We start from the raw sequence: 12,265 nt of genomic DNA on the forward strand, positions 1-12,265 counted from the left end.
TTTTAATTGTCAACTTATTTTTTTATATGGTTAACAATATTTTTCAAAATATATTTGAGAGGGTCATTTCTCTGAAAGTATTTTAAATAAATAAAAGAGCTACAAAATCAAAATTTGTAGCTCTTACTCACTATGTTGTGGAAGTGTTATCAATACAGTAGTTCCTTCTCCAAGTTCACTATCTATAGTTAAACTTCCATTATGAAGTTTAATTATCTCGTCACTTACAGCAAGTCCTATTCCACTTCCTGACTTCTTACTAGTTCCCTTAAAGAATTTCTCCTTTACTTGGGATAAATCTTCTGGAGAGATACCTGTTCCTTCGTCTTTTATTTTTATATAGGTATTTTTATCATCACAATATATATTTACAAATACATGTTTACCTTTATCTGTAAATTTCACAGCATTATCTATTATATTTATAAATACTTGTCTTAATCTATTTTTATCTGCCATTATAAATGGTATATCTTCTTCAGAACTGTATTCTAAAATTACTCCATCTTTCAAGGCTCTTAACTTACATATATGGATCACATCTTCTAAGTCATCTTTAACATTTATTTTTTCTAAATGAAGAACTATTCTTCCACTCTCTATTTTTGAAAAATCTAATAATTCCTCAACCATTTGTGAGAGTCTAGTTGTTTCTTTTATTATTATTTTAAGTCCTAACTCTGCCTCTTCTTTATCTTTAAGACCTCCAGTTAGTATAGTTTCACTCCATCCTTTTATAGATGTTAGCGGAGTCCTTAACTCATGTGATATAGAAGATATAAAGTCATTTTTAAGCCTTGTACTATTTACAATCTCCCCTGCCATATAGTTAAGGGTATCTGCAAGTTCCCCTATTTCATCATTGTAATGTTTTTCTATCCGCTCTGAAAATTGTCCCTTAGCCATTTTTTGAGCAACACCATTAATTTCATTTAGAGGATTTATTATAGATCTACTAAATAGTATACTTAAACTTAACATAATTAGTAGTATAATTAAAATAGTAAAAAAGGAAGCCGTAAAAAGTTTTCTAATAACTTTATTTACCTCCTCCAGTGATGTTATATTTCTCACCACACCAACTATCTTATCTTTTTCTTGCATTATAGGGCTTGATACTATCATTATATTTTCTTTTGTATTTTTATCTTTACCAGTCCAAGTAGATACTTGTCCTTTTAATGACTTAATATAATCCTGAGAGTCTACCTTATCTTTAAATAAAAATCCACTTGAACTCATAATTATATTACCTTTAGTATCCAAAACTTGAAGTTCTGAATAATCTTTAGAAAAACCTTGGATAATTTGTTGTGCAATATCATGTAACGTATCTTGTTTGCCACTTAAATATCTATTATAGAAGTCTGCAGCTGTAGTAGTAGTGTTTGAAAGATTTTGAGTTATATTTCCATAATAGTAGTTCTTTATTAATATTACAAAAGCTCCTTCTACTATTAATAATACAGCAGATACTATTATAATATAGTTATAAACCCACCTTTTTTTAATCCCTTGCACACTACTCTTCCTTTCTCCATCTGTATCCATATCCCCATATTGTCTTTATATACTTTGGATTTGACGGATCGTCCTCTATTTTACGTCTTAATCTTCTTATATTTACATCAACAATCTTAGGATCTCCAAAATAGTTTTCACCCCAAACACTATTTAAGATTTCTTCTCTAGTTAATGATTGCTCTTCATTTTCTATGAACAATTTCATAATGGAGTATTCTATTTGTGTCAAGTCTATTTCCACTTCATTCTTTAGTACAACTCTAGCAGCTGTGTCTATTCTAAATGGACCAGAAACTAGATTTTTTTGTTTTCCTCCATTAAGCATTTCTACTCTCCTAGCTAAAGCATCTATTCTAGCCACTAACTCCATAGGGCTAAAAGGCTTTATCATATAGTCATCTGCTCCCATTGTAAGTCCACTTATTTTATCTAATTCTTGAGATTTAGCTGTAAGCATTATGATTCCCATGTTTCGGTCTTTTTCTCTTATCTTCCTACATACTTCAAAGCCATCAATACCAGGTAGCATTACATCTAAAACAGCCATATCTATATCATTTGAATTATTTACTATTTCAAGAGCTTCTTCACCAGTACCTGCTTGTAATACTTCATATCCAGCTCTTTTTAAGTTTATTACAATAAAAGCTCTTATATCATCCTCATCTTCTAAAACAAGAACTCTAGCCATTCTAATTCCTCCATTTCTAGAATATTAAAATATAAACTACTATTTCAATATTTTAAAGTTTTTCTTCACTTCATCAATTGTTATTAGCTTTTCATTAAATTCAGTACTATGATTAGTACTTCCTAAGGTAGCAAAGTAAACTTTTTGAGCACTTTCACCAATCTTTACATACTTATTCTTTTTAAGTTTATTAATCTTATCTGCATCAATATCTGCTTTATTATACTCATATATGGTTAATAAATTATATTTTATATATTCATATGAATTAAGATACTGGAACGATATCAATTTACTAGTGTGATTGTTCTCATCACTTTCCTCATAACATCTAACAGTAATGTTTTTATCCCAATTTGAAGGAAAATCAAAACTTATTTTTAAGTCATCATTATAATATACTCTTTTTACAAGTATTAGATCTCTTCCTCCATCCCATTTATTCCAATGGGTAACCATAGAGTTACGTTCAAAAACATCCTCTGTTTTTTCAGCAGTATATTGTCTTATTGGTATCTCTATTATTCCATCATTATCTATATCTTGTGGATCCATTGCATATGGAGAAGTTGTTTTTTCCACAAGTCCAATTTCGTCATCATAAAAAGCATTTACTAGTTGTCCATGTTCCATGACTAATAAAGCTGTTGCACCATAATGCTCATATGAAGTTTGAATAAAAATTCCTGTCTTATCTTTAGATGCTTTCCCTACTTTAATAGACTTAATAGTTGTAGGACTATCAACAATAGTCTCATTTATGAACTCTATTGTACTTTCTTCAGATGTATATTTATATAAATCCGCTGACAATCTATCATCACTTTTTTTCAAAGTTACTATTTCAGGTAGTTCATCATTGTCTAAATCTGCTATAATCATTTCTTCATAAGCGGTTTCAAATATCTCTACTATGTTATCATCACTATAGGAGTACATACTTACACCCTTATTTTTATATTCTCCCCCCATAGAACTTATTATTATTTCTGGTCTTCCATTTCCTGTTATATCTTTAAACATAACTTCATCAAATTCTTTTCCCGACTCTTTCATTTCACCTTTAGGTATCCATGCACCATTTTCTTTTTTAAGTACTAATGCTCTCAAAGAGTCTTTATCTACACTCAATTTATAAAATGCTACTACTTCATCTTCATTATCCCCATCTAAATCAATAAATTTTATAGCACTTAGTTCTTCTTTATTATAGGGGGCTGTCAGTTTAGCTGTTTTAGGTAGTATTTTTTGTATTACAGATTTTATTTCTTGATTCTCTTGTGAGAACTTTGGTACTTTCATTAAGCCTTCTGGTGATGCTTTAAACGAACAAGCTGGAAGTATAGATAACATGGATATTATTATGATTAATTTTAGTTTTCTTTTTATGGTTATCACCTTCCTTGACTTTAAATAAGCAGTCAGTATTTATCTTATAATATAGTCTAAAGAAATTGGTTACAAAAAAATTACTATGATATTACATTATTTCTGACAATATCTCTTTTTACTTATCTCTTGTAAAAATAGTTAACATATTCTAAATCTAATTATACTATAATACAAATAATTAGATAAATCCATATATTGTATATTTATGTAAAATATCATTATTTTTCAAGAGGTGTAACGCTATGTCTAGCATAATCCTATATATTATCTCTTTATTCCTTTTGTTCTTATCTTTTATAAAAGATAAAAACAAAACTAAAAAAGCTTTAAATATTTCTCTTGAATCTTTTTTAAATTTACTTCCAACTATACTACCTATGATAATGTTTGTAAGCATATTTTTATCAATCATAGATCCTAATATTATAACAAAATTGATTGGTACAAAATCTGGATTAAAAGGTGTTCTTCTTTCTATAGTTATTGGATCTATATCTTATATCCCAAACTTTATATCTCTCCCTCTCGGTGCTAGTTTATTACAAAGGGGTGCAGGATACCCTCAAGTTGCAGGACTTATATCAACATTAATGGGAATAGGTATAGTTACTTTTCCTTTAGAAAGTAAGTATTTCGATAATAAATTTTCTATTATAAGAAATTTAATAGGTTTAATTTCATGTATTGTCTTTGTAATTATAGTGTGGTGGTTCCTTATATGAATATAATAAGAAAATATAAATGGTTGATAGTTTTTATAGTATTGATAATCGTAATATACAACATCAACTCAACTGTAGGAGTAAATACTATATATTTTTCTTTTTCAAATATTAAAACTTTTCTTTCATTGGTTCCTCCTATATTCATATTAATGGGTTTATTGGATGTATGGGTTCCAAAAGAAACTATGGTAAAATATATGGGGAAGGATTCTGGTATAAAAGGGCTATTATGTATATTAACTCTAGGTTCATTAGCTGCTGGACCTTTATATGTGTCTTTTCCTATAGCTCATATGTTTATTAAAAAAGGTGTAAAACTTTCTTATATTATCTTTTTTATAGGTGTATGGGCAAATTGTAAAGTTCCTATGATGGTCTATGAATATACATCACTAGGAGGAACATTTACTTTTCTTCATATAACAACCAGCTTATTTGTATATTTGGTTTTATCTATATTAGTTGAAAAATATTTATCCGAAGATGAAATAAAAAATATATATAATAAAGAGTCTACTACAAACTAAATGTAATAGACCCTTTCCTTATTATTTTGATGCAAACATGTCTGCTGCTTTATATGAACTTCTTACTAATGGGCTAGATGCGACAAACTTAAATCCTAGCTTAGTAGCTTCTTCTTTATACATTTCAAATGTCTCAGGAGTAACATACTCTTTTAATTGATAGTGTTTTTCTGAAGGTTGTAAGTATTGTCCTACTGTCAAGAAGTCACAATCAACTTGTCTTAAGTCTTTGAATACTTCTATAACTTCGTCTTCTTTCTCTCCTAATCCTACCATTATTCCTGATTTAGTTAATACAGTTGGATCTAATACTTTTACATTTTTTAGTACGTCTAATGATCTTTGATATATTGCCATTGGTCTTACGTCTGGATATAATCTTGGAACTGTTTCTATGTTGTGATTTAGTATTTCTGGCTTTGCATCTACAACTATTTTTAATGCATCAATGTCTCCTAAAAGATCTGGAATTAATACTTCTATGATTATATCCTTCTTTATCCTTCTTATGGCTTTTATTGTTTCTGCAAAGTGACTTGCTCCACCATCTGGTAAATCATCTCTTGTAACAGAAGTTATTACTACATGTTTTAACCCTAAATCAACTGTAGCCTTTGCTACGTTTTCAGGTTCTTTAGGATCTAGTGGCTCTAATTTTTTATGTGTAACATTACAAAATCTACAATTACGTGAACACTCTTTACCTAATATCATAAATGTAGCAGTTTTTTTACTATAGCACTCTACTCTATTAGGACAGTTTGCAGCTTCACAAACTGTATTTAAGGAGAATTTTTTTAATAAATCATTAACATATCCCATATTTTGGCCTTCTCTTTTCTTAATTCTAAGCCATTCAGGTTTTCTTTTGATTGTTGGCATATATGTTTCCCCCACTCTAATTATTTATATAAACTTATTTCTTCAAAGCTATCATACCCAAATATTTTGCAAAAATATTTCAAAACTTGATCATTCACACGCTGAAAATCTACATTATGATCTAGTAGCTTTTCTAGGGAAATTACATCTCTACCTTGTATTCCACAAGGCACTATCCAATTAAAATGATCTAAATTTGTATTTACATTAAATGCAAATCCATGCATAGTTACCCAACGCTTAACTGTAAGGCCTATGGCTGTTATCTTACTATTTTTTATCCATACTCCGTTATTTATGTCATCTCTGAAAGCATCTATATTATATTCATTTTTTAATAATTGTATAAATAATTCCTCTAGCTTATATACAAAATCTTTTATTCCTAGTTTTAAATCCTTTATATTAACTATAGGATATCCTACAATTTGACCAGGTCCATGATATGTTACATCTCCACCTCTACCTATTTTAACTATATCGGCATTTTGTGATTTCAAATATTCTTCTGATACTAAAATATTTTCCTCAACAGCATTTTTACCTAATGTTATAACTGGAAAATGCTCTACTAATATTAGTGTATCTTCTATTTCTTTATCTTGTCTTTTTTTTAGGAGGTCAAGTTGTATATCTAAAGCTTCCTCATAACTACATTGCCCTAAGTTCAGTACATTTAGTTTCGTCATATGTTCATCTCCTTAAATGTAAATACCCCCCTACTATATAAGTCAAACTCATATAGACTGCGGGGGGTATAGGCAATAAAATATATTATAGATCGTTGTTACACAAAATATCTCCGTTGTTACACAAGTTAAAACTTAAAGCAAATTATACTAATTGGTATCTGTAAATTAAAGTTGCCTGTCCGTTTCTTTCTTTAACTCCACCTTTTAGTATTTTAGCTTTTTCTCCACTCTCTAACTCTATTTCTGTTCCTTGAATCTTTTCTATATGTTCTGATACAGCAGAAGCATATTGAGGTTCAACTTCTTCCTTAACGCCCCAGGCGAGTGCCATTACAGCCGCAGCGTCTCAAGTCTCACAAATATTAGCTTTTCTTTCGGCAATAGATGCAACTAAGCTATCTGTTAATGCCTTTTCCACATTACCATCATGTGCAAACATTAGTATTACCTCCTAAAAGTATACCTCTATAATTTTTCTCTATATCATTATATCATTATATTTGTTTTTTCTATATATATTTATAAATTATTTTCTATTTTTCATATTTTAGTATTAAATCCCTAGCAGCCTTACCTTCATTTATTCTTCTAACAGGAGTGTCATAAGGTGCATTTTTTAGAAGCTCAGGATCTTGTTTAGCTTCTTCAGCTATTCTATTCATAGCATTTATAAACTCATCTAGAGTTTCTTTACTTTCTGTTTCAGTTGGCTCAACCATTATAGCTTCATTAACTATTAATGGGAAGTAAACTGTTGGTGGATGATATCCGAAATCTAATAATCTCTTAGCTATATCAAGAGTTGTAATTCCTGTAGACTTATCTTTAATTCCACCTAATACGAACTCATGCTTACATACTTGATCTATTGGTAAGCTATAGTTTTCTTTAAGTTTATTCATCATATAGTTTGCATTTAATACTGCAACTTCACTTACTTCTTTTAATCCTTCTGATCCCATAGATAGGATATATGAATAAGTTCTAACTAGTACACCAAATTGTCCATAGAAACCTTTTATTTTTCCTATTGAATTTGGTCTATCATAGTCTAGGATGAATTTATCATCTTTTTTCTCAATAACCGGTACTGGTAAGAATTCAACTAAGTCTTCTCTCACACCAACTGGACCTGCTCCTGGTCCACCTCCACCATGAGGTGTTGAAAGTGTTTTATGCACGTTAAAGTGCATTACGTCAAATCCCATGTCTCCAGGTCTTACTTTACTCATTATAGCGTTCATGTTAGCTCCATCGTAGTATAGTAATCCACCAGCTTCATGAACTAAATCAGCTATAAGCTTAATGTTTTGTTCAAATAATCCAAGAGTACTTGGATTTGTAAGCATTAAACCTGCTATTTCATCACTTAATACTTCTTTTAAGCTATCTATATTAACAGAACCATCTGCATTTGATTCAACTTCAACTACCTCAAACCCTGCAACATAAGCACTTGATGGATTCGTACCATGAGCTGAATCTGGAACTATGATTTTAGTTCTTTTACTATCTCCTCTTTTTTCATGATAAGCTTTGATTATTAATAATCCTGTATACTCACCATGAGCACCAGCAGCTGGTTGAAGAGTTACTCTAGAAAATCCTGAGATTTCTGAAAGTTGTGCATCAAGATTATACATTAATTCTAATGCACCTTGAACTGTTTCTTCTGGTTGATATGGATGGATATTAGTGAATCCACTTAAAGAAGCCATATCTTCATTTAATTTAGGATTGTACTTCATTGTACATGATCCTAATGGATAGAAACCAGTATCAACACCATAGTTTTTATGTGAAAGATTAGTAAAGTGTCTTATAACTTCTACTTCACTTACTTGTGGTAAGTCAGCTTCTTTCTCTCTTAAAAATTCGCTAGGAATAAGCTCACTTACACTAACTTCATTCACATCTAATTTTGGAAGGCTATATCCTTTACGACCTTCTTTTGAAACCTCAAATATCAATTTATTATAGTTAGATCTCATGCTATAACACCTCCATAACACGAGCTAATGTGTCAATTTCTTCTTTAGTTCTTTTTTCAGTAACACATAGTAGAAGACCATTTTTATGTTCTTCATAATCTTTACCTAGCTCGTATCCACCAAGGATATTATTTTTTAATAATTCTTCATTTACTTTTGAGCTATCAATATCACTTGTTAGCGCAAATTCTTTGAAGAATGGTTTATTAGGGAATAATGGTTTGAATTTACCACTCTTAGTTAATTCATTGAATGCATAGTGAGCTTTTTGCATGCTTTGTAATGCAACTTCTTTAAGTCCCTCTTTACCCATTGCAGTTAAATATATAGTAGCCACTAATGTATTTAATCCTTGGTTTGAACAAATATTTGAAGTAGCTTTATATCTTCTTATATGTTGCTCTCTTGCTTGAAGAGTCAATACGAAAGCTCTATTTCCATCAGCATCTTCTGTTTGACCAACAATTCTACCTGGAATCTTTCTAACTAATTTTTTAGTAGTAGCGAAGAATCCTAGATGTGGTCCACCATAGCTTAAGCTATTTCCTAAAGATTGTCCTTCACCAACAACTATGTCAGCTCCTAGCTCTCCAGGACTTTTTAATATTCCTAAAGAAATTGGATCAACGTACATGATTAAGTTAGCTTTATTTTCATGAACAATTTTTTCTACTTCTGTAACATCTTCTATGATACCAAAGAAGTTAGGGCTTTGAACAATAACACCAGCTGTTTCTTTAGTAACTAAAGATTTTAATTTTTCAACATCTGTAACACCATCTACAGCATCTACTTCTATTAATTCTAAGCTTCTAGCTTTTAGATAACTTTTAAGTACCTTTCTAGTTTCTGGGTTAACTGTTTTTGAAACAATTACAGACTGACGTCTTGTGTTTTCACAAGCTAATACAGCAGCTTCTCCACATGCTGTTGGACCATCATACATAGAAGCGTTTGTTACATCCATACCAGTTAATTCAGTAATCATTGTTTGATATTCAAATATTACTTGTAAAGTACCTTGACTTACTTCTGGTTGATATGGTGTGTAAGCTGTATAAAACTCTGATCTAGAAATTAAGTGTTTTATTATTCCTGGGATATAGTGGTCATAAGCTCCTGCTCCTAAAAAGCAAGGTAATTCTTCTATATTTTTGTTTTTAGCCGCTAATTGTCCCATGTGCTTACGAACTTCTAGTTCAGATAAAGCTTTAGGTAAATTTAGGTCTCTTCCTAGTCTAAGATCACTAGGTATATCTTTAAATAGGTCTTCTATAGAGCTAGCACCAACGCTTTCAAGCATTTCTTTTCTAGTGCCATCATTATTAGGTATATACCTATGCATTACATTTCCCCCTTTATTGTAGGATTTTGTGACTTTTTATTATTCGTTACAGAATTCTTCGTATTGTTTAGCATCCATTAATTTATCAAGTTCTGAGCTATCTGATAATTCAACTTTTACTACCCAGTTAGCATATGGATCTTCATTAACTAATCCTGGATTATCTTCTAAGTCTTCATTTACAGCTACTATTTTACCTGATACTGGTAAGTATGAATCTGAAGCAGCTTTAACTGATTCGATAACTCCAAATACGTCTCCAGCGTTTAATTCATCATCAACAGCTGGTAATTCAACATAAACGATTTCCCCTAATTGATGTTGAGCATGGTCAGTAACTCCAATGTAAGCTTCATTTCCTTCTACTTTAATCCACTCATGATCTTCTGAATATAATAATCCTTCTACTATTTTACTCATTTTAAAATTCCTCCTTAAATACTCTTTATTTTTAATTTCAAAATTATTTTAACAGATTGTTTTATATTAGTAAACTTTATATAGTTTATTTTTTGCTTAAGAATCTTTTGCTTATAACTTTTGCTTTAACTGGCTTATTTCTTATAACTACATCGAATTCAGTTCCTAATTCTGTGTACTCTATATCAACTAATGCATTTCCTATGTTTTTCTTAACTGTAGGAGCAGCATATCCAGTTGTTACTACACCAATTTTTTTGCCATCTACTTCTACTTCGTATCCATGTCTTGGGATTCCTCTTCCTATCAATTCGAATCCTACGATTTTTCTTTTTAATCCTTCTTCTTTTTGTTTAGCTAAAGCTGCTTTACCTATAAAGTCACTTTCTTTCTTTAACTTAACAAACATACCATATCCAGCTTCTAGTGGAGTTATATCTGCTGAAAGTTCATTTCCGTAAAGAGGTAATGTAGCTTCAAATCTTAATGTATCTCTTGCTCCTAGTCCTATAGGTTTTATTCCTTCTTCTTTACCATTTTCCATTAATGCTTCCCAAATTGTTTCAGCATCTTTGTTATCAAAGTAAATTTCGAATCCATCTTCTCCAGTATATCCTGTTCTTGATACTAAACATTTAGCACCTGCAACATTCACATCTCTCTTTAAATGGAAGAATTCGATTTCATCTAAGTTTGTATCAGTTACTTTTTGTAAAACTTTTTGAGCTAATGGTCCTTGAATAGCTACTTGTGATACATCATCTGAAATATTTTTGATTTCTACATCAAATTGTTTTGTGTTTTCTAATATCCATTTAACGTCTTTTTCGATATTAGAAGCATTTATTACTAGTAAGTAATGGTCTTTTGAGTATCTGTATGCTAAAAGGTCATCAACAACTCCACCATTTTCATTACACATGAATGTATAAACTATTTGTCCATCAACTATAGCTTCTACATCATTTGTAATTAAGTATTGAACACATTCAGTAGCTTGGTTTCCTTTGATTTCTACTTCACCCATGTGTGAAACATCAAATAAACCAACTTTAGTTCTTACATTTTCATGTTCTGGATTTAAGCCTTCAAATTGTACTGAAAGTGCCCATCCAGCATAGTCTACTACTTTTCCACCATATTTTTGGTGCATGTTATAAAGAGCTGTTTTTCTTGATTCTGACATATTAAATCCTCCTTTTCATTGTATAAAAAGTTTTCATTACCTATTTACCCTAGTTTCTTTATAATAACAATAAATATATTAAAAATATATTAAAAAAAGGAATATAAAGACATCACAAATAAGTGCCGTTATATTCCTCTGTTTACTAACCTGAGAGCTTCTACACTCTTTGTGTATTTCTCCTTCGGTGTCGAAAAGTCGATCTCTTCAGAGTCCCATCATATAACGCTCCTTTTGCCTGAAAGTTTCTATAGAAATTTGGCTCTTTTCATATTGCTTCTTCGGCTATCCTTTCAAAAGATATCTCACGCTATAGTCATCTGTTCTATGTTTAGTTTTAATTTCTAATATTTACCCTCAGCCTAAATATTACAATATTTCTTTTAGATTTTCAATGATTGATATTTTATTAACTTATTTATCGTAGCTCCATTTTATTCCATAGATACCAATACTAGCTTCTTCACACCTTCAGTATCTTTTATTTCATCTATAAGTTCTTCTATACTCTTTTTTAAATTATCTTCTTCAAATGTAATACTAACATTTGCAATACCGTTTATAGGTATATCTTGATTAATAGTAAGCACATTTCCACCATTATTAGATATTAATTGTAGTACATTTGATAGTACCCCTTGTAAATGACTTAACAAGAAAGACAATGTAACCTTTTTTCCACCTGATCTCTCTTCTAAAGTAAATACATGATCCTTATACTTATAAAATGTACTTCTACTTATTCCTACGTTTTTTACAGCCTCAGTTATTTCTTTAATTTGCCCTGTTCTTAATAGCTCCTTAGCAATTATAACCTTTTCAAATACATCTGGCAGTATGTTTTTATCTATAACCAAGTACTTACTATCCATATTTATCACCCTTATTAA

At 30.3% G+C, this 12,265-nt stretch carries 13 protein-coding genes and 1 riboswitch; of the genes, 2 read left to right on the top strand and 11 right to left on the bottom strand.

Annotation, left to right across the window (positions count from 1 at the left end; all coding sequences use genetic code 11):
• Positions 1-123 precede the first annotated feature (123 nt).
• From CLPU_RS13075 to CLPU_RS13085, 3 genes are read right to left on the bottom strand one after another with little or no spacing between them, the layout of a single operon-like run.
• The gene (locus CLPU_RS13075) at positions 124-1,551 is read right to left on the bottom strand and encodes a sensor histidine kinase (RefSeq protein WP_050356120.1); all 1,428 of its coding nucleotides are present in this window, start codon (positions 1,549-1,551) and stop codon (positions 124-126) included.
• Positions 1,523-2,215 carry a response regulator transcription factor gene (locus CLPU_RS13080; protein ID WP_050356121.1) on the bottom strand — a complete coding sequence of 231 codons (693 nt, stop codon included), beginning with the start codon at positions 2,213-2,215 and terminating at the stop codon, positions 1,523-1,525. Before CLPU_RS13080 ends, CLPU_RS13075 begins: the two co-directional genes overlap by 29 nt.
• Before the next feature lie 39 nt (positions 2,216-2,254).
• Entirely contained in the window at positions 2,255-3,613 is a 1,359-nt protein-coding gene (locus CLPU_RS13085) for a hypothetical protein (RefSeq protein WP_050356122.1), read from the bottom strand.
• A gap of 236 nt (positions 3,614-3,849) precedes the next feature.
• Between CLPU_RS13085 and CLPU_RS13090 the strand changes: the two genes are divergently transcribed.
• Complete coding sequence (locus CLPU_RS13090; RefSeq protein WP_050356123.1) at positions 3,850-4,329, top strand: permease; 480 nt, start codon at positions 3,850-3,852, stop codon at positions 4,327-4,329.
• Positions 4,326-4,859, top strand: a complete 534-nt coding sequence (locus CLPU_RS13095) for a permease (protein ID WP_050356124.1) — start codon at positions 4,326-4,328, stop codon at positions 4,857-4,859. Before CLPU_RS13090 ends, CLPU_RS13095 begins: the two co-directional genes overlap by 4 nt.
• A gap of 21 nt (positions 4,860-4,880) precedes the next feature.
• Here the strand turns inward: CLPU_RS13095 and lipA are convergent, their stop codons facing one another.
• The 8 genes from lipA to CLPU_RS13135 all read right to left on the bottom strand — a co-directional run bounded on the left by lipA (position 4,881) and on the right by CLPU_RS13135 (position 12,247).
• Positions 4,881-5,741, bottom strand: coding sequence for a lipoyl synthase (gene lipA / locus CLPU_RS13100; protein WP_050356125.1), 861 nt, complete (start codon positions 5,739-5,741; stop codon positions 4,881-4,883).
• A 20-nt stretch (positions 5,742-5,761) separates the two neighbouring features.
• A complete protein-coding gene (gene lipB / locus CLPU_RS13105) occupies positions 5,762-6,430 on the bottom strand; it encodes a lipoyl(octanoyl) transferase LipB (RefSeq protein ID WP_050356126.1) in 669 nt (222 codons plus the stop codon).
• 145 nt (positions 6,431-6,575) lie between these two features.
• On the bottom strand, positions 6,576-6,764 hold the full coding sequence (locus CLPU_RS13110) for a hypothetical protein (RefSeq protein ID WP_050356127.1): 189 nt from the start codon (positions 6,762-6,764) through the stop codon (positions 6,576-6,578).
• 202 nt (positions 6,765-6,966) lie between these two features.
• Positions 6,967-8,424, bottom strand: a complete 1,458-nt coding sequence (gene gcvPB, locus CLPU_RS13115) for an aminomethyl-transferring glycine dehydrogenase subunit GcvPB (protein ID WP_050356128.1) — start codon at positions 8,422-8,424, stop codon at positions 6,967-6,969.
• Between the two features lies 1 nt (position 8,425).
• Positions 8,426-9,769: an aminomethyl-transferring glycine dehydrogenase subunit GcvPA gene (gene gcvPA, locus CLPU_RS13120; protein ID WP_050356129.1), complete on the bottom strand. Its 1,344-nt coding sequence runs from the start codon at positions 9,767-9,769 to the stop codon at positions 8,426-8,428.
• A 39-nt stretch (positions 9,770-9,808) separates the two neighbouring features.
• Positions 9,809-10,189, bottom strand: a complete 381-nt coding sequence (gene gcvH, locus CLPU_RS13125; protein WP_050356130.1) for a glycine cleavage system protein GcvH — start codon at positions 10,187-10,189, stop codon at positions 9,809-9,811.
• An 85-nt stretch (positions 10,190-10,274) separates the two neighbouring features.
• Positions 10,275-11,375, bottom strand: a complete 1,101-nt coding sequence (gene gcvT / locus CLPU_RS13130; RefSeq protein ID WP_050356131.1) for a glycine cleavage system aminomethyltransferase GcvT — start codon at positions 11,373-11,375, stop codon at positions 10,275-10,277.
• A 216-nt stretch (positions 11,376-11,591) separates the two neighbouring features.
• A riboswitch (glycine riboswitch) is annotated at positions 11,592-11,695 on the bottom strand.
• Positions 11,696-11,809: 114 nt separating this feature from the next.
• Positions 11,810-12,247: an ACT domain-containing protein gene (locus CLPU_RS13135; protein ID WP_050356132.1), complete on the bottom strand. Its 438-nt coding sequence runs from the start codon at positions 12,245-12,247 to the stop codon at positions 11,810-11,812.
• Between the last annotated feature and the right edge of the window lie 18 nt (positions 12,248-12,265).

Source organism: Gottschalkia purinilytica (assembly GCF_001190785.1).
GTDB classification, from domain to species: domain Bacteria; phylum Bacillota; class Clostridia; order Tissierellales; family Gottschalkiaceae; genus Gottschalkia_A; species Gottschalkia_A purinilytica.

What these genes read in the sequence shown, in the direction of transcription:
- gcvT (WP_050356131.1), bottom strand. Translation starts at nt 11,375, where the DNA reads ATGTCAGAATCAAGAAAAACAGCTCTTTATAACATGCACCAAAAATAT.
- CLPU_RS13095 (WP_050356124.1), top strand. Translation starts at nt 4,326, where the DNA reads ATGAATATAATAAGAAAATATAAATGGTTGATAGTTTTTATAGTATTG.
- gcvH (WP_050356130.1), bottom strand. Translation starts at nt 10,189, where the DNA reads ATGAGTAAAATAGTAGAAGGATTATTATATTCAGAAGATCATGAGTGG.
- CLPU_RS13110 (WP_050356127.1), bottom strand. Translation starts at nt 6,764, where the DNA reads ATGGCACTCGCCTGGGGCGTTAAGGAAGAAGTTGAACCTCAATATGCT.
- CLPU_RS13075 (WP_050356120.1), bottom strand. Translation starts at nt 1,551, where the DNA reads ATGGATACAGATGGAGAAAGGAAGAGTAGTGTGCAAGGGATTAAAAAA.
- gcvPA (WP_050356129.1), bottom strand. Translation starts at nt 9,769, where the DNA reads ATGCATAGGTATATACCTAATAATGATGGCACTAGAAAAGAAATGCTT.
- CLPU_RS13135 (WP_050356132.1), bottom strand. Translation starts at nt 12,247, where the DNA reads ATGGATAGTAAGTACTTGGTTATAGATAAAAACATACTGCCAGATGTA.
- CLPU_RS13090 (WP_050356123.1), top strand. Translation starts at nt 3,850, where the DNA reads ATGTCTAGCATAATCCTATATATTATCTCTTTATTCCTTTTGTTCTTA.
- lipB (WP_050356126.1), bottom strand. Translation starts at nt 6,430, where the DNA reads ATGACGAAACTAAATGTACTGAACTTAGGGCAATGTAGTTATGAGGAA.
- lipA (WP_050356125.1), bottom strand. Translation starts at nt 5,741, where the DNA reads ATGCCAACAATCAAAAGAAAACCTGAATGGCTTAGAATTAAGAAAAGA.
- CLPU_RS13080 (WP_050356121.1), bottom strand. Translation starts at nt 2,215, where the DNA reads ATGGCTAGAGTTCTTGTTTTAGAAGATGAGGATGATATAAGAGCTTTT.
- gcvPB (WP_050356128.1), bottom strand. Translation starts at nt 8,424, where the DNA reads ATGAGATCTAACTATAATAAATTGATATTTGAGGTTTCAAAAGAAGGT.